The organism is Pseudomonas sp. TE3895, assembly GCF_056278855.1.
The window spans coordinates 1,047,186-1,067,133 of record NZ_JBWBQE010000001.1 but is presented as its reverse complement, the minus strand read 5'-3'; the positions used below and the strand labels follow the sequence as shown (position 1 = coordinate 1,067,133).

General features: G+C 61.9%; 1 protein-coding gene (running past one end of the window). It reads right to left on the bottom strand.

Translation table 11 applies throughout. The features are described 5' to 3' along the window. Positions 1–19,948 carry the 5' portion of an immunoglobulin-like domain-containing protein gene (locus ACZ889_RS04695; protein ID WP_476257202.1) on the bottom strand. 10,607 nt of this gene lie to the left of the window's left edge, so the window shows 19,948 of its 30,555 coding nt (coding positions 1–19,948); it begins with the start codon at positions 19,946–19,948; its stop codon lies off the left edge, out of view.

Here is a 19,948-nt window from a genome sequence, read left to right as displayed (position 1 = left end):
CCTTGACCAGATCGCCTTCGTTGCTGCCGCCCGGGTTGCCTGAGGTGCCAGGCTCGTCGGTGACGGTAGTGCTGACCGGGGTCTTGTCCAGTGTCAGTTGCTCGAACTTACCGACGTCCGCACCTCCGACGGTTGCGATCGACATCACGACAGGGTCGTTGGTACCGACGTAGACGTTGTCCGGGGCAGTGACGGTGGCAGTGCCCACGGTGCCGTTGGCCGGCACGGTGATGACGGTTTTGCCGTCGCTCAGCGTGAAGGTCAATGCACTGTGGTTGTTGATCGGCAGACCATCTTTGTTGGTCAGCGTGATGGTGTAGGTGATCTCGCCACCTTCGGTCACCGAAGGCGTCGCGGTCAGCTTGGCCACCACTTCGTCGGTGGTGTCGGTTACTTGGACCGAAGCGGCACCGCCCAGTTGCAGGTTCTCGAAGGTGCGACCGTCTACATCCACAGCAGACGTGATGCCCAGGCTGATCTGGCCAGCGTCGTTGTAGACGTCATCGCCTTGCGCAGCGTGGGTGTATGGCGCGCTAGTTTCGCCGGCCTTGATGGTGACCTGGGCATTGTTGCTCAGGGTCACGACCAGGTCGTGAGCCAGGGCGGTGTTGATGTGCACGGTGAAGGTCGGCTTGACGTTCTCGGCCACCGAAGTCTGGTCGGCCGTGATGGTGACCTTGACCAGATCGCCTTCGTTGCCTGGGGTGCCCGGCTCGTCGGTAACCGACGTGCTGACCGGGGTCTTGTCCAGTGTCAGTTGTTCGAACTTGCCGACATCTGCGCCTTCAACGGTAGCGATCGATTTGATCACAGGGTCGTTGGTGCCAACGTAGACGTTGTCCGGGGCAGTCACGGTAGCAGTGCCCACGGTGCCGTTGGCCGGCACGGTGATGACGGTTTTGCCGTCGCTCAGCGTGAAGGTCAATGCACTGTGGTTGTTGATCGGCAGGCCGTCTTTGTTGGTCAGCGTGATGGTGTAGGTGATCTCGCCGCCTTCGGTCACCGAAGGAGTCGCGGTGAGCTTGGCCACCACTTCGTCGGTGGTGTCGGTCACTTGAACCGAAGCGTTGCCGCCCAGTTGCAGGTTCTCGAAGGTGCGACCGTCTACATCCACAGCAGACGTGATGCCCAGGCTGATCTGGCCAGCGTCGTTGTAAACGTCATCGCCTTGCGCAGCGTGGGAGTACGGCGCGCTGGTCTCGCCGGCCTTGATGGTGACCTGGGCGTTGTTGCTCAGGGTCACGACCAGGTCGTGGGCCAGCGGCTGGTTGACGTGAACAGTGAAGGTCGGCTTGACGTTCTCGGCCACCGAAGTCTGGTCGGCCGTGATGGTGACCTTGACCAGATCGCCTTCGTTGCCTGGGGTGCCCGGCTCGTCGGTGACGGTAGTGCTGACCGGCGTCTTGTCCAGCGTCAGTTGCTCGAACTTGCCGACATCCGCGCCTTCAACGGTTGCGATCGACTTCACGACAGGGTCGTTAGCGCCGACGTAGACGTTGTCCGGGGCAGTCACGGTAGCAGTACCCACGGTGCCGTTGGCCGGCACAGTGATGACGGTTTTGCCGTCGCTCAGCGTGAAGGTCAATGCACTGTGGTTGTTGATCGGCAAGCCGTCTTTGTTGGTCAGCGTGATGGTGTAAGTGATCTCGCCGCCTTCGGTGACCGACGGGGTGGCAGTCAGCTTGGCCACGACTTCGTCGGTGGTGTCGGTGACATCTACCTTCGCGGCACCGCCCAACTCGAGGTTCTCGAAGGTCGCACCAGTGGCGTCCACCGCCGAGGTGATACCCAGGCTGATCTGGCCAGCATCGTTGTAGACGTCATCGCCTTGCGCAGCGTGGGTGTATGGCGCGCTGGTCTCGCCGGCCTTGATGGTGACTTGGGCATTGTTGCTCAGAGTCACGACCAGGTCGTGAGCCAGCGGCTGGTTGACGTGCACGGTGAACGTCGGTTTGACGTTCTCGGCCACCGAGGTCTGGTCGGCTGTGATGGTGACCTTAACCAGATCGCCTTCGTTGCCTGGGGTACCTGGCTCGTCGGTAACCGACGTGCTGACCGGGGTCTTGTCCAGTGTCAGTTGCTCGAACTTACCGACGTCCGCACCTCCGACGGTTGCGATCGACATCACGACAGGGTCGTTGGTGCCGACGTAGACGTTGTCCGGGGCAATGACAGTGGCAGTGCCCACAGTGCCATTAGCCGGCACGGTGATGACGGTTTTGCCGTCGCTCAGCGTGAAGGTCAATGCACTGTGGTTGTTGATCGGCAGGCCGTCTTTGTTGGTCAGCGTGATGGTGTAGGTGATCTCACCACCTTCGGTGACCGAAGGGGTGGCAGTCAGCTTGGCCACTACTTCGTCGGTGGTGTCGGTCACTTGAACCGAAGCCGCACCGCCCAACTCGAGGTTCTCGAAGGTCGCACCAGTGGCGTCCACCGCCGAGGTGATACCCAGGCTGATCTGGCCAGCATCGTTGTAGACGTCATCACCCTGCGCAGCGTGGGTGTACGGCGCGCTGGTCTCGCCAGCCTTGATGGTGACCTGGGCATTGTTGCTCAGGGTCACGACCAGGTCGTGGGCCAGCGGCTGGTTGACGTGGACGGTGAAGGTCGGTTTGACGTTCTCGGCTACCGAGGTCTGGTCAGCTGTAATGGTGACCTTAACCAGATCGCCTTCGTTGCCTGGGGTACCCGGCTCGTCGGTGACCGACGTGCTGACCGGGGTCTTGTCCAGCGTCAGCTGTTCGAACTTACCGACATCCGCGCCTCCAACGGTTGCGATCGACATCACGACAGGGTCGTTGGTGCCGACGTAGACGTTGTCCGGGGCAGTGACAGTGGCAGTGCCCACGGTGCCGTTGGCCGGCACGGTGATGACGGTTTTGCCGTCGCTCAGCGTGAAGGTCAATGCACTGTGGTTGTTGATCGGCAGACCATCTTTGTTGGTCAGCGTGATGGTGTAAGTGATCTCACCGCCTTCGGTCACCGACGGGGTCGCGGTCAACTTGGCCACCACTTCGTCGGTGGTGTCAGTCACTTGAACCGAAGCGTTGCCGCCCAGTTGCAGGTTCTCGAAGGTGCGACCGTCTACATCCACAGCAGACGTGATGCCCAAGCTGATCTGGCCAGCATCGTTGTAGACGTCATCGCCCTGCGCAGCGTGGGTGTACGGCGCGCTGGTTTCGCCAGCCTTGATGGTGACCTGGGCGTTGTTGCTCAGGGTCACGACCAGGTCGTGGGCCAGGGCGGTGTTGATGTGTACGGTGAAGGTCGGTTTGACGTTCTCGGCCACCGAGGTCTGGTCGGCCGTGATGGTGACCTTGACCAGGTCGCCTTCGTTGCCTGGGGTACCCGGCTCGTCGGTGACCGACGTGCTGACCGGGGTCTTGTCCAGCGTCAGCTGTTCGAACTTACCGACATCCGCGCCTCCAACGGTTGCGATCGACATCACGACAGGGTCGTTGGTGCCGACGTAGACGTTGTCCGGGGCAGTGACGGTGGCAGTGCCCACGGTGCCGTTGGCCGGCACGGTGATGACGGTTTTGCCGTCGCTCAGCGTGAAGGTCAATGCACTGTGGTTGTTGATCGGCAGACCATCTTTGTTGGTCAGCGTGATGGTGTAGGTGATCTCGCCGCCTTCGGTGACCGACGGGGTCGCAGTCAGCTTGGCCACCACTTCGTCGAGGGTGTCGGTCACTTGAACCGAAGCAGCACCGCCCAACTCGAGGTTCTCGAACGCAGCGCCGGTGGCGTCTACTGCCGAGTTGATACCCAGGCTGATCTGGCCAGCGTCCTGATAGACGTCATCGCCCTGCGCGTCGTGGGTGTACGGTGCGCTGGTTTCGCCAGCCTTGATGGTGACCTGGGCGTTGTTGCTCAGGGTCACGACCAGGTCGTGAGCCAGGGCGGTGTTGATGTGCACGGTGAACGTCGGCTTGACGTTCTCGGCCACCGAGGTCTGGTCGGCCGTGATGGTGACCTTGACCAGGTCGCCCTCGTTGCCTGGGGTACCCGGCTCGTCGGTGACGGTAGTGCTGACCGGGGTCTTGTCGAGTGTCAGTTGTTCGAACTTGCCGACATCTGCGCCTTCAACGGTAGCGATCGATTTGATCACAGGGTCGTTGGTACCGACGTAGACGTTGTCCGGGGCAGTCACGGTAGCAGTACCCACGGTGCCGTTGGCCGGCACAGTGATGACGGTTTTGCCGTCGCTCAGCGTGAAAGTCAATGCACTGTGGTTGTTGATCGGCAAGCCGTCTTTGTTGGTCAGCGTGATGGTGTAAGTGATCTCACCGCCTTCGGTCACCGAAGGCGTCGCGGTCAGCTTGGCCACTACTTCATCGGTGGTGTCGGTCACTTGGACCGAAGCCGCACCGCCCAGCTCGAGGTTCTCGAAGGTCGCACCAGTGGCGTCCACTGCCGAGGTGATACCCAGGCTGATCTGGCCGGCGTCGTTGTAGACGTCATCGCCCTGAGCAGCGTGGGTGTACGGCGCGCTGGTTTCGCCAGCCTTGATGGTGACCTGGGCGTTGTTGCTCAGGGTCACGACCAGGTCGTGGGCCAGGGCGGTGTTGATGTGTACGGTGAACGTCGGTTTGACGTTCTCAGCTACCGAGGTCTGGTCGGCGGTGATGGTGACCTTAACCAGATCGCCTTCGTTGCCTGGGGTGCCCGGCTCGTCGGTGACCGACGTGCTGACCGGGGTTTTGTCGAGGGTCAGTTGCTCGAACTTGCCGACATCCGCACCTTCAACGGTTGCGATCGATTTGATCACAGGGTCGTTGGTACCGACGTAGACGTTGTCCGGGGCAGTCACGGTAGCAGTACCCACGGTGCCGTTGGCCGGCACAGTGATGACGGTTTTGCCGTCGCTCAGCGTGAAGGTCAATGCACTGTGGTTGTTGATCGGCAGGCCGTCTTTGTTGGTCAGGGTAATGGTGTAAGTGATCTCACCGCCTTCGGTCACCGACGGGGTCGCGGTCAACTTGGCCACTACTTCATCGGTGGTGTCGGTCACTTGGACCGAAGCCGCACCGCCCAACTCGAGGTTCTCGAAGGTCGCACCAGTGGCGTCCACTGCCGAGGTGATACCCAGGCTGATCTGGCCGGCGTCGTTGTAGACGTCATCACCCTGAGCAGCGTGGGTGTACGGCGCGCTGGTTTCGCCGGCCTTGATGGTGACCTGGGCGTTGTTGCTCAGGGTCACGACCAGGTCGTGAGCCAGCGGCTGGTTGACGTAAACAGTGAAGGTCGGTTTGACGTTCTCGGCCACCGAGGTCTGGTCGGCCGTGATGGTGACCTTGACCAGGTCGCCTTCGTTGCCCGGCGTACCTGGCTCGTCGGTAACCGACGTGCTGACCGGGGTCTTGTCCAGTGTCAGTTGTTCGAACTTGCCGACATCTGCGCCTCCAACGGTTGCGATCGACATCACGACAGGGTCGTTGGTACCGACGTAGACGTTGTCCGGGGCAGTCACGGTGGCAGTGCCCACGGTGCCATTAGCCGGCACGGTGATGACGGTTTTGCCGTCGCTCAGCGTGAAGGTCAATGCACTGTGGTTGTTGATCGGCAGACCATCTTTGTTGGTCAGCGTGATGGTGTAGGTGATCTCGCCGCCTTCGGTCACCGAAGGAGTCGCGGTCAGCTTGGCCACCACTTCGTCGGTGGTGTCGGTCACTTGAACCGAAGCGTTGCCGCCCAGTTCCAGGTTCTCGAACGCAGCACCAGTGGCGTCCACCGCCGAGTTGATGCCCAGGCTGATCTGGCCAGCGTCCTGATAGACGTCATCGCCCTGCGCGTCGTGGGTGTACGGTGCGCTGGTTTCGCCAGCCTTGATGGTGACCTGGGCATTGTTGCTCAGGGTCACGACCAGGTCGTGAGCCAAGGCGGTGTTGATGTGTACGGTGAACGTCGGTTTGACGTTCTCGGCCACCGAAGTCTGGTCAGCCGTGATGGTGACCTTGACGATGTCGCCTTCGCTGCCTGGGGTACCTGGCTCGTCGGTGACCTCGGTGCTGACCGGGGTCTTGTCCAGGTTCAGGTTTTCAAACTTCCACGCATCTGCGCCGCTGACCGCCTCGATGGCATTGACCACCGGCTGGTTAGTGCCGACATAGACGTTGTCTGGGGCGGTTGCAGTGGCCGAACCGGTGGTGCTGTTGGCTGCCACGACGACAGTGGTGCCGTCGGTCAGCTTGAAGTACAGCTCCGAGTGGTTGTTGATCGGCAGACCGTCTTTGTTGGTCAGGGTGATGGTGTAGGTGATCTCGCCGCCTTCGGTCACCGAAGGGGTCGCGGTCAACTTGGCCACGACTTCGTCGAGGGTGTCGGTCACTTGAACCGAAGCGTTGCCGCCCAGTTCCAGGTTCTCGAACGCAGCACCAGTGGCGTCCACCGCCGAGTTGATGCCCAGGCTGATCTGGCCAGCGTCCTGATAGACGTCATCGCCCTGCGCGTCGTGGGTGTACGGTGCGCTGGTTTCGCCAGCCTTGATGGTGACCTGGGCATTGTTGCTCAGGGTCACGACCAGGTCGTGAGCCAAGGCGGTGTTGATGTGTACGGTGAACGTCGGTTTGACGTTCTCGGCCACCGAAGTCTGGTCAGCCGTGATGGTGACCTTGACGATGTCGCCTTCGCTGCCTGGGGTACCTGGCTCGTCGGTGACCTCGGTGCTGACCGGGGTCTTGTCCAGGTTCAGGTTTTCAAACTTCCACGCATCTGCGCCGCTGACCGCCTCGATGGCATTGACCACCGGCTGGTTAGTGCCGACATAGACGTTGTCTGGGGCGGTTGCAGTGGCCGAACCGGTGGTGCTGTTGGCTGCCACGACGACAGTGGTGCCGTCGGTCAGCTTGAAGTACAGCTCCGAGTGGTTGTTGATCGGCAGACCGTCTTTGTTGGTCAGGGTGATGGTGTAGGTGATCTCGCCGCCTTCGGTCACCGAAGGGGTCGCGGTCAACTTGGCCACGACTTCGTCGAGGGTGTCAGTCACTTGAACCGAAGCGTTGCCGCCCAGTTCCAGGTTCTCGAACGCAGCACCAGTGGCGTCCACCGCCGAGTTGATGCCCAGGCTGATCTGGCCAGCGTCCTGATAGACGTCATCGCCCTGTGCGTCGTGGGTGTACGGTGCGCTGGTCTCGCCAGCCTTGATGGTGACCTGGGCGTTGTTGCTCAGGGTCACGACCAGGTCGTGGGCCAGGGCGGTGTTGATGTGTACGGTGAACGTCGGTTTGACGTTCTCGGCCACCGAAGTCTGGTCAGCCGTGATGGTGACCTTGACGATGTCGCCTTCGCTGCCTGGGGTACCTGGCTCGTCGGTGACCTCGGTGCTGACCGGGGTCTTGTCCAGGTTCAGGTTTTCAAACTTCCACGCATCTGCGCCGCTGACCGCCTCGATGGCATTGACCACCGGCTGGTTAGTGCCGACATAGACGTTGTCTGGGGCGGTTGCAGTGGCCGAACCGGTGGTGCTGTTGGCTGCCACGACGACGGTGGTGCCGTCGGTCAGCTTGAAGTACAGCTCCGAGTGGTTGTTGATCGGCAGACCGTCTTTGTTGGTCAGCGTGATGGTGTAGGTGATCTCGCCGCCTTCGGTCACCGAAGGGGTCGCAGTCAGCTTGGCCACCACTTCGTCGAGGGTGTCGGTGACATCCACTTTCGCGGCACCGCCCAACTCGAGGTTTTCGAACGCAGCGCCGGTGGCGTCCACCGCCGAGTTGATGCCCAGGCTGATCTGGCCCGCATCCTGATAGACGTCATCGCCTTGCGCATCGTGGGTGTACGGCGCGCTGGTCTCGCCAGCCTTGATGGTGACCTGGGCATTGTTGCTCAGGGTCACGACCAGGTCGTGGGCCAGCGGCTGGTTGACGTGCACGGTGAAGGTCGGTTTGACGTTCTCGGCCACCGAGGTCTGGTCAGCAGTAATAGTGACCTTGACCAGGTCGCCTTCGCTGCCTGGGGTACCTGGCTCGTCGGTGACCTCGGTGCTGACCGGGGTCTTGTCCAGGTTCAGGTTTTCGAACTTCCACGCATCTGCGCCGCTGACCGCGTCGATGGCATTGACCACCGGCGCGTTGGTGCCGACATAGACGTTGTCCGGGGCGGTTGCAGTGGCCGAACCGGTGGTGCTGTTCGCTGCCACGACGACGGTGGTGCCGTCGGTCAGCTTGAAGTACAGCTCCGAGTGGTTGTTGATCGGCAGACCGTCTTTGTTGGTCAGCGTGATGGTGTAGGTGATCTCGCCGCCTTCGGTCACCGAAGGGGTCGCGGTCAGCTTGGCCACCACTTCGTCGAGGGTGTCAGTCACTTGAACCGAAGCGTTGCCGCCCAGTTGCAGGTTCTCGAAGGTGTGACCGTCTACATCCACAGCGGACGTGATGCCCAGACTGATCTGGCCAGCGTCCTGATAGACGTCATCGCCCTGCGCGTCGTGAGTGTACGGCGCGCTGGTCTCACCGGCCTTGATGATGACCTGAGCGTTGTTGCTCAGGGTCACGACCAGGTCGTGGGCCAGGGCGGTGTTGATGTGTACGGTGAACGTCGGTTTGACGTTCTCGGCCACCGAAGTCTGGTCAGCCGTGATGGTGACCTTGACGATGTCGCCTTCGCTGCCTGGGGTACCTGGCTCGTCGGTGACCTCGGTGCTGACCGGGGTCTTGTCCAGGTTCAGGTTTTCAAACTTCCACGCATCTGCGCCGCTGACCGCCTCGATGGCATTGACCACCGGCTGGTTAGTGCCGACATAGACGTTGTCTGGGGCGGTTGCAGTGGCCGAACCGGTGGTGCTGTTGGCTGCCACGACGACAGTGGTGCCGTCGGTCAGCTTGAAGTACAGCTCCGAGTGGTTGTTGATCGGCAGACCGTCTTTGTTGGTCAGGGTGATGGTGTAGGTGATCTCGCCGCCTTCGGTCACCGAAGGGGTCGCAGTCAGCTTGGCCACCACTTCGTCGAGGGTGTCGGTGACATCCACTTTCGCGGCACCGCCCAACTCGAGGTTTTCGAACGCAGCGCCGGTGGCGTCCACCGCCGAGTTGATGCCCAGGCTGATCTGGCCCGCATCCTGATAGACGTCATCGCCTTGCGCATCGTGGGTGTACGGCGCGCTGGTCTCGCCAGCCTTGATGGTGACCTGGGCATTGTTGCTCAGGGTCACGACCAGGTCGTGGGCCAGCGGCTGGTTGACGTGCACGGTGAAGGTCGGTTTGACGTTCTCGGCCACCGAGGTCTGGTCAGCAGTAATAGTGACCTTGACCAGGTCGCCTTCGCTGCCTGGGGTACCTGGCTCGTCGGTGACCTCGGTGCTGACCGGGGTCTTGTCCAGGTTCAGGTTTTCGAACTTCCACGCATCTGCGCCGCTGACCGCGTCGATGGCATTGACCACCGGCGCGTTGGTGCCGACATAGACGTTGTCCGGGGCGGTTGCAGTGGCCGAACCGGTGGTGCTGTTCGCTGCCACGACGACGGTGGTGCCGTCGGTCAGCTTGAAGTACAGCTCCGAGTGGTTGTTGATCGGCAGACCGTCTTTGTTGGTCAGCGTGATGGTGTAGGTGATCTCGCCGCCTTCGGTCACCGAAGGGGTCGCGGTCAGCTTGGCCACCACTTCGTCGAGGGTGTCAGTCACTTGAACCGAAGCGTTGCCGCCCAGTTGCAGGTTCTCGAAGGTGTGACCGTCTACATCCACAGCGGACGTGATGCCCAGACTGATCTGGCCAGCGTCCTGATAGACGTCATCGCCCTGCGCGTCGTGAGTGTACGGCGCGCTGGTCTCACCGGCCTTGATGATGACCTGAGCGTTGTTGCTCAGGGTCACGACCAGGTCGTGGGCCAGGGCGGTGTTGATGTGTACGGTGAAGGTCGGTTTGACGTTCTCGGCCACCGAGGTCTGGTCGGCCGTGATGGTGACCTTGACGATGTCGCCTTCGTTGCCTGGGGTACCTGGCTCGTCGGTCACCTCGGTGCTGACCGGGGTCTTGTCCAGGTTCAGGTTTTCGAACTTCCACGCATCTGCGCCGCTGACCGCGTCGATGGCATTGACCACCGGCGCGTTGGTGCCGACATAGACGTTGTCTGGTGCGGTTGCAGTGGCCGAACCGGTGGTGCTGTTCGCTGCCACGACGACGGTGGTGCCGTCGGTCAGCTTGAAGTACAGCTCCGAGTGGTTGTTGATCGGCAGACCGTCTTTGTTGGTCAGCGTGATGGTGTAGGTGATCTCGCCGCCTTCGGTCACCGACGGAGTGGCAGTCAGCTTGGCCACCACTTCGTCGAGGGTGTCGGTGACATCCACTTTCGCGGCACCGCCCAACTCGAGGTTTTCGAACGCAGCGCCAGTGGCGTCTACTGCCGAGTTGATGCCCAAGCTGATCTGGCCCGCATCCTGATAGACGTCATCGCCTTGCGCATCGTGGGTGTACGGCGCGCTGGTCTCGCCAGCCTTGATGGTGACCTGGGCATTGTTGCTCAGGGTCACGACCAGGTCGTGAGCCAAGGCGGTGTTGATGTGTACGGTGAACGTCGGTTTGACGTTCTCGGCCACCGAAGTCTGGTCAGCCGTGATGGTGACCTTGACGATGTCGCCTTCGCTGCCTGGGGTACCTGGCTCGTCGGTGACCTCGGTGCTGACCGGGGTCTTGTCCAGGTTCAGGTTTTCGAACTTCCACGCATCTGCGCCGCTGACCGCGTCGATGGCATTGACCACCGGCGCGTTGGTGCCGACATAGACGTTGTCCGGGGCGGTTGCAGTGGCCGAACCGGTGGTGCTGTTGGCTGCCACGACGACGGTGGTGCCGTCGGTCAGCTTGAAGTACAGCTCCGAGTGGTTGTTGATCGGCAGACCGTCTTTGTTGGTCAGCGTGATGGTGTAGGTGATCTCGCCGCCTTCGGTCACCGACGGAGTGGCAGTCAGCTTGGCCACCACTTCGTCGAGGGTGTCGGTGACATCCACTTTCGCGGCACCGCCCAACTCGAGGTTTTCGAACGCAGCGCCAGTGGCGTCTACTGCCGAGTTGATGCCCAAGCTGATCTGGCCCGCATCCTGATAGACGTCATCGCCTTGCGCATCGTGGGTGTACGGCGCGCTGGTCTCACCGGCCTTGATGGTGACCTGAGCGTTGTTGCTCAGGGTCACGACCAGGTCGTGAGCCAGGGCGGTGTTGATGTGTACGGTGAACGTCGGTTTGACGTTCTCGGCCACCGAAGTCTGGTCAGCCGTGATGGTGACCTTGACGATGTCGCCTTCGCTGCCTGGGGTGCCTGGCTCGTCGGTGACCTCGGTGCTGACCGGGGTCTTGTCCAGGTTCAGGTTTTCGAACTTCCACGCATCTGCGCCGCTGACCGCGTCGATGGCATTGACCACCGGCGCGTTGGTGCCGACATAGACGTTGTCCGGGGCGGTTGCAGTGGCCGAACCCGTGGTGCTGTTGGCTGCCACGACGACAGTGGTGCCGTCGGTCAGCTTGAAGTACAGCTCCGAGTGGTTGTTGATCGGCAGACCGTCTTTGTTGGTCAGCGTGATGGTGTAGGTGATCTCGCCGCCTTCGGCAACCGAAGGGGTGGCAGTCAGCTTGGCCACGACTTCGTCGAGGGTGTCGGTCACTTGAACCGAAGCAGCACCGCCCAACTCGAGGTTCTCGAACGCAGCGCCGGTGGCGTCCACCGCCGAGTTGATGCCCAGGCTGATCTGGCCAGCATCCTGATAGACGTCATCGCCTTGCGCATCGTGGGTGTACGGCGCGCTGGTCTCGCCAGCCTTGATGGTGACCTGGGCATTGTTGCTCAGGGTCACGACCAGGTCGTGAGCCAAGGCGGTGTTGATGTGTACGGTGAACGTCGGTTTGACGTTCTCGGCCACCGAAGTCTGGTCAGCCGTGATGGTGACCTTGACGATGTCGCCTTCGCTGCCTGGGGTACCTGGCTCGTCGGTGACCTCGGTGCTGACCGGGGTCTTGTCCAGGTTCAGGTTTTCGAACTTCCACGCATCTGCGCCGCTGACCGCGTCGATGGCATTGACCACCGGCGCGTTGGTGCCGACATAGACGTTGTCCGGGGCGGTTGCAGTGGCCGAACCCGTGGTGCTGTTGGCTGCCACGACGACAGTGGTGCCGTCGGTCAGCTTGAAGTACAGCTCCGAGTGGTTGTTGATCGGCAGGCCGTCTTTGTTGGTCAGCGTAATCGTGTAAGTGATCTCACCGCCTTCGGTCACCGAAGGGGTCGCAGTCAGCTTGGCCACCACTTCGTCGAGGGTGTCGGTCACTTGAACCGAAGCAGCACCGCCCAACTCGAGGTTCTCGAACGCAGCGCCGGTGGCGTCCACCGCCGAGTTGATGCCCAGGCTGATCTGGCCAGCGTCCTGATAGACGTCATCGCCCTGTGCGTCGTGGGTGTACGGTGCGCTGGTTTCGCCAGCCTTGATGGTGACCTGGGCGTTGTTGCTCAGGGTCACGACCAGGTCGTGAGCCAGCGGCTGGTTGACGTGCACGGTGAAGGTCGGTTTGACGTTCTCGGCTACCGAGGTCTGGTCAGCCGTGATGGTGACCTTGACGATGTCGCCTTCGTTACCTGGGGTGCCTGGCTCGTCGGTGACCTCGGTGCTGACGGGGGTCTTGTCCAGGTTCAGGTTTTCAAACTTCCACGCATCTGCGCCGCTGACCGCCTCGATGGCATTGACCACCGGCTGGTTAGTGCCGACATAGACGTTGTCTGGGGCGGTTGCAGTGGCCGAACCGGTGGTGCTGTTGGCTGCCACGACGACGGTGGTGCCGTCGGTCAGCTTGAAGTACAGCTCCGAGTGGTTGTTGATCGGCAGACCGTCTTTGTTGGTCAGGGTGATGGTGTAGGTGATCTCGCCGCCTTCGGTCACCGAAGGGGTCGCAGTCAGCTTGGCCACCACTTCGTCGAGGGTGTCGGTGACATCCACTTTCGCGGCACCGCCCAACTCGAGGTTTTCGAACGCAGCGCCGGTGGCGTCCACCGCCGAGTTGATGCCCAGGCTGATCTGGCCAGCGTCCTGATAGACGTCATCGCCCTGCGCGTCGTGAGTGTACGGCGCGCTGGTCTCACCGGCCTTGATGATGACCTGAGCGTTGTTGCTCAGGGTCACGACCAGGTCGTGGGCCAGGGCGGTGTTGATGTGTACGGTGAAGGTCGGTTTGACGTTCTCGGCCACCGAAGTCTGGTCGGCCGTGATGGTGACCTTGACGATGTCGCCTTCGTTGCCTGGGGTACCTGGCTCGTCGGTCACCTCGGTGCTGACCGGGGTCTTGTCCAGGTTCAGGTTTTCGAACTTCCACGCATCTGCGCCGCTGACCGCGTCGATGGCATTGACCACCGGCGCGTTGGTGCCGACATAGACGTTGTCCGGGGCGGTTGCAGTGGCCGAACCCGTGGTGCTGTTGGCTGCCACGACGACAGTGGTGCCGTCGGTCAGCTTGAAGTACAGCTCCGAGTGGTTGTTGATCGGCAGGCCGTCTTTGTTGGTCAGCGTAATCGTGTAAGTGATCTCACCGCCTTCGGTCACCGAAGGGGTCGCAGTCAGCTTGGCCACCACTTCGTCGAGGGTGTCGGTCACTTGAACCGAAGCAGCACCGCCCAACTCGAGGTTCTCGAACGCAGCGCCGGTGGCGTCCACCGCCGAGTTGATGCCCAGGCTGATCTGGCCAGCGTCCTGATAGACGTCATCGCCCTGTGCGTCGTGGGTGTACGGTGCGCTGGTTTCGCCAGCCTTGATGGTGACCTGGGCGTTGTTGCTCAGGGTCACGACCAGGTCGTGAGCCAGCGGCTGGTTGACGTGCACGGTGAAGGTCGGTTTGACGTTCTCGGCTACCGAGGTCTGGTCAGCCGTGATGGTGACCTTGACGATGTCGCCTTCGTTACCTGGGGTGCCTGGCTCGTCGGTGACCTCGGTGCTGACGGGGGTCTTGTCCAGGTTCAGGTTTTCAAACTTCCACGCATCTGCGCCGCTGACCGCCTCGATGGCATTGACCACCGGCTGGTTAGTGCCGACATAGACGTTGTCTGGGGCGGTTGCAGTGGCCGAACCGGTGGTGCTGTTGGCTGCCACGACGACGGTGGTGCCGTCGGTCAGCTTGAAGTACAGCTCCGAGTGGTTGTTGATCGGCAGACCGTCTTTGTTGGTCAGGGTGATGGTGTAGGTGATCTCGCCGCCTTCGGTCACCGAAGGGGTCGCAGTCAGCTTGGCCACCACTTCGTCGAGGGTGTCGGTGACATCCACTTTCGCGGCACCGCCCAACTCGAGGTTTTCGAACGCAGCGCCGGTGGCGTCCACCGCCGAGTTGATGCCCAGGCTGATCTGGCCAGCGTCCTGATAGACGTCATCGCCCTGCGCGTCGTGAGTGTACGGCGCGCTGGTCTCACCGGCCTTGATGATGACCTGAGCGTTGTTGCTCAGGGTCACGACCAGGTCGTGGGCCAGGGCGGTGTTGATGTGTACGGTGAAGGTCGGTTTGACGTTCTCGGCCACCGAAGTCTGGTCGGCCGTGATGGTGACCTTGACGATGTCGCCTTCGTTGCCTGGGGTACCTGGCTCGTCGGTCACCTCGGTGCTGACCGGGGTCTTGTCCAGGTTCAGGTTTTCGAACTTCCACGCATCTGCGCCGCTGACCGCGTCGATGGCATTGACCACCGGCGCGTTGGTGCCGACATAGACGTTGTCCGGGGCGGTTGCAGTGGCCGAACCGGTGGTGCTGTTGGCTGCCACGACGACAGTGGTGCCGTCGGTCAGCTTGAAGTACAGCTCCGAGTGGTTGTTGATCGGCAGACCGTCTTTGTTGGTCAGGGTGATGGTGTAGGTGATCTCGCCGCCCTCGGTCACCGAAGGGCTGGCAGTCAGCTTGGCCACGACTTCGTCGAGGGTGTCGGTCACTTGAACCGAAGCAGCACCGCCCAACTCAAGGTTCTCGAACGCAGCGCCGGTGGCGTCCACCGCCGAGTTGATGCCCAGGCTGATCTGGCCCGCATCGTTGTAGACGTCATCGCCTTGCGCGTCGTGGGTGTACGGCGCGCTGGTCTCACCGGCCTTGATGGTGACCTGAGCGTTGTTGCTCAGGGTCACGACCAGGTCGTGAGCCAGGGCGGTGTTGATGTGTACGGTGAACGTCGGTTTGACGTTCTCGGCCACCGAAGTCTGGTCAGCCGTGATGGTGACCTTGACGATGTCGCCTTCGCTGCCTGGGGTGCCTGGCTCGTCGGTGACCTCGGTGCTGACCGGGGTCTTGTCCAGGTTCAGGTTTTCGAACTTCCACGCATCTGCGCCGCTGACCGCGTCGATGGCATTGACCACCGGCGCGTTGGTGCCGACATAGACGTTGTCCGGGGCGGTTGCAGTGGCCGAACCGGTGGTGCTGTTCGCTGCCACGACGACGGTGGTGCCGTCGGTCAGCTTGAAGTACAGCTCCGAGTGGTTGTTGATCGGCAGACCGTCTTTGTTGGTCAGGGTGATGGTGTAGGTGATCTCGCCGCCTTCGGTCACCGAAGGGCTGGCGGTCAGTTTGGCCACCACTTCACTGATAGTGTCCGAGATCTCAACGGTAGCCGGGCCACCCAAGGCCAGCTTCTCGAAGGTGGCACCCGGAACTGTAGCGTCGGTAACACTGAGCGTGATGGAGCCTGCATCAAGATAGACGTCATCGCCTTGAACCGAGGTCTTGTACTCGACTTCGGTCTTACCGGCTTCGATCGTCACGGTGTCGCCGTTCGACAGGGTTACGGTCAACGGACGGTCCAGCGCCTGGCTAACTTTCACAGTAAAGGAAGGTTGCTGGTCTTCGGTCACATTTCCATTGCTGACAATGCTTACGGTGACGGCATCGATGCTGTCATTGATGACAGTCGAGGCAGGGGTCGGGTTCGGGGTCAGTTGCTCGAAGTTGCCACCCGTGGCGTTCTCGATGGTGACGCTGACGGTCGAGCCGTTGTTGTAGACGTCATTGGCCGGGGTCTGGAAATCAACGCTGCCCTGGGTTTTGCCGGCCTCAACGGTGATGGTTTGGCCGTTGGACAGGGTCACGGTCACCGGCGTCTGGGCAGGATTGCTCAGGGTCACGGTGTAGGTGATCACGCCGCCTTCGGTCACGCTTGGCGAGGCGGTCAGGGTCGCGGTGGTGGCATCGACCGAGTCGTTGATCGCGGTCTGAGCCGGCGTCGGGTTCGGGGTCAGTTGCTCGAAATTACCGCCCGTGGCGTTCTCGATGGTGACGCTGACAGTCGAACCGTTGTTGTAGACGTCATTGGCCGGGGTCTGGAAGTCGACGCTGCCCTGGGTTTTGCCGGCTTCAACGGTGATGACCTGGCCGTTGGACAAGGTCACGGTCACCGGCGTCTGGGCAGGGTTGCTCAGGGTCACGGTGTAAGTGATCACGCCACCTTCGGTGACCGACGGGCTCGCCGTCAGGGTCGCGGTGGTGGTGTCGACCGAGTCGTTGATCGTGGTCTGAGCCGGCGTCGGGTTCGGGGTCAGTTGCTCGAAGTTGCCACCCGTGGCGTTCTCGATGGTGACGCTGACGGTCGAACCGTTGTTGTAGACGTCATTGGCCGGGGTCTGGAAGTCGACGCTGCCCTGGGTTTTGCCGGCTTCAACGGTGATGACCTGGCCGTTGGACAGGGTCACGGTCACCGGCGTCTGGGCAGGGTTGCTCAGGGTCACGGTGTAGGTGATCACGCCGCCTTCGGTGACCGACGGGCTCGCCGTCAGGGTCGCGGTGGTGGTGTCGACCGAGTCGTTGATCGTGGTCTGAGCCGGCGTCGGGTTCGGGGTCAGTTGCTCGAAGTTGCCGCCCGTGGCGTTCTCGATAGTGACGCTGACAGTCGAACCGTTGTTGTAGACGTCATTGGCCGGGGTCTGGAAATCAACGCTGCCCTGGGTTTTGCCGGCCTCAACGGTGATGGTTTGGCCGTTGGACAGGGTCACGGTCACCGGCGTCTGGGCAGGATTGCTCAGGGTCACGGTGTAGGTGATCACGCCGCCTTCGGTCACGCTTGGCGAGGCGGTCAGGGTCGCAGTGGTGGTGTCGGCCGAGTCGTTGATCGCGGTCTGAGCCGGCGTCGGGTTCGGGGTCAGCTGCTCGAAGTTGCCGCCCGTGGCGTTCTCGATGGTGACGCTGACGGTCGAACCGTTGTTGTAGACGTCATTCGCCGGGGTCTGGAAATCAACGCTGCCCTGGGTTTTGCCGGCCTCAACGGTGATGGTTTGGCCGTTGGACAGGGTCACGGTCACCGGCGTCTGGGCAGGATTGCTCAGGGTCACGGTGTAGGTGATCACGCCGCCTTCGGTCACGCTTGGCGAGGCGGTCAGGGTCGCAGTGGTGGTGTCGGCCGAGTCGTTGATCGCGGTCTGAGCCGGCGTCGGGTTCGGGGTCAGCTGCTCGAAGTTGCCGCCCGTGGCGTTCTCGATGGTGACGCTGACGGTCGAACCGTTGTTGTAGACGTCATTCGCCGGGGTCTGGAAATCAACGCTGCCCTGGGTTTTGCCGGCCTCAACGGTGATGGTTTGGCCGTTGGACAGGGTCACGGTCACCGGCGTCTGGGCAGGATTGCTCAGGGTCACGGTGTAGGTGATCACGCCGCCTTCGGTCACGCTTGGCGAGGCGGTCAGGGTCGCGGTGGTGGCATCGACCGAGTCGTTGATCGCGGTCTGAGCCGGCGTCGGGTTCGGGGTCAGTTGCTCGAAATTACCGCCCGTGGCGTTCTCGATGGTGACGCTGACAGTCGAACCGTTGTTGTAGACGTCATTGGCCGGGGTCTGGAAATCAACGCTGCCCTGGGTTTTACCGGCCTCAACGGTGATGGTCTGGCCGTTGGACAGGGTCACGGTTACCGGCGTCTGGGCAGGGTTGCTCAGGGTCACGGTGTAGGTGATCACGCCGCCTTCGGTGACCGACGGGCTCGCCGTCAGGGTCGCGGTGGTGGTGTCGACCGAGTCGTTGATCGCGGTCTGAGCCGGGGTCGGATTCGGGGTCAGTTGCTCGAAGTTGCCACCCGTGGCGTTCTCGATAGTGACGCTGACAGTCGAACCGTTGGTGTAGACGTCATTGGCAGGGGTCTGGAAGTCGACGCTGCCCTGGGTTTTGCCGGCTTCAACGGTGATGACCTGGCCGTTGGACAGGGTCACGGTTACCGGAGTCTGGGCAGGGTTGCTCAGGGTCACGGTGTAGGTGATCACGCCGCCTTCGGTGACCGACGGGCTAGCTGTCAGGGTCGCGGTGGTGGTGTCGACCGAGTCGTTGATCGTGGTCTGAGCTGGCGTCGGGTTCGGGGTCAGCTGTTCGAAGTTGCCGCCCGTGGCGTTCTCGATGGTGACGCTGACGGTCGAACCGTTGTTGTAGACATCATTGGCCGGGGTCTGGAAATCAACGCTGCCCTGGGTTTTGCCGGCTTCAACGGTGATGACCTGGCCGTTGGACAGGGTCACGGTTACCGGCGTCTGGGCAGGGTTGCTCAGGGTCACGGTGTAGGTGATCACGCCGCCTTCGGTGACCGACGGGCTCGCCGTCAGGGTCGCGGTGGTGGTGTCGACCGAGTCGTTGATCGTGGTCTGAGCCGGCGTCGGGTTCGGGGTCAGCTGTTCGAAGTTGCCGCCCGTGGCGTTCTCGATGATGACGCTGACGGTCGAACCGTTGTTGTAGACATCATTGGCCGGGGTCTGGAAATCGACGCTGCCCTGGGTTTTGCCAGCCTCAACGGTGATGGTCTGGCCGTTAGACAGGGTCACGGTCACCGGCGTCTGGGCAGGGTTGCTCAGGGTCACGGTGTAGGTGATCACGCCGCCTTCGGTCACGCTTGGCGAGGCGGTCAGGGTTGCAGTGGTGGTATCGACCGAGTCGTTGATCGTGGTCTGAGCCGGCGTCGGGTTCGGGGTCAGTTGCTCGAAATTACCGCCCGTGGCGTTCTCGATGGTGACGCTGACGGTCGAGCCGTTGTTGTAGACGTCATTGGCCGGGGTCTGGAAGTCGACGCTGCCCTGGGTTTTGCCGGCCTCAACGGTGATGGTTTGGCCGTTGGACAGGGTCACGGTCACCGGCGTCTGGGCAGGGTTGCTCAGGGTCACGGTGTAGGTGATCACGCCGCCTTCGGTCACGCTTGGCGAGGCGGTGAGGGTCGCGGTTGTAGTGTCGATTGTATCGGTCACTTGGGTAACCGCTGGCGTTTGCGGCAATGTCACCGTCAGCCCGCCACCCCCGGAACTGCCGGTCACGGTCGCCGAAATCTGGCCCCCGTCGATGTAGGGCGTGTCGTTTGCCGGAACTACGACGTTGACACTACCACTGGTCTGCCCAGCCGGAATAACGATCACGGCACCGTTGGACAGCGTAATTACCAGGTTGGTGGTCGGCGCCTGACCAACGGTGGCGGTATAAACGATTACGCCACCCGCTTCACTGATAGAAGGGGTTGCGCCAAGCGTCAGCTCAGTAGCAACGTTGGTATCCGTCGGTGTGGTCACCAGGTTGTTGCCGTTAGTGTCCAGCAGGCCCACTTCTTCGTTATCGAGCACGCCCGCAAAGCCCAGCCCGTCAGTCGGGAAACCAACCGTCGGGTCAACACGGCCAGCCGTTTCTTCGAGCATCACGAAGCTGTGGCCACCGCCCAGCGCACCACCACCCGCTGATGACGGGCCAGCGGCGGTAGCTTCAAGCTCAGTAGTCGGGTCAACACCAGCAGCAATAGCCTGCTGCAGCTCTTCCACCGAAGGCGCGGCCTGGGCTGCCGCCTGGCTCAGGTCGGTGCTGCTGTCAGGCGCATCGGCGCTCCATTGGCTGTCACGGCCCAGATCGAGCGTACGGCCATCAGCCAGCTCCAGAGTAACTGCGCCACCAGGACCGGTGAGCACTTCCTCACCGGTCAACAGGCGGTCACCTTCGATAAGTACACGCCGGATGCCCTCTGGGGATACCGCAATAACCTGGCCGACAATGCTTTTGACGATGGCTACAACGCTGCTCAT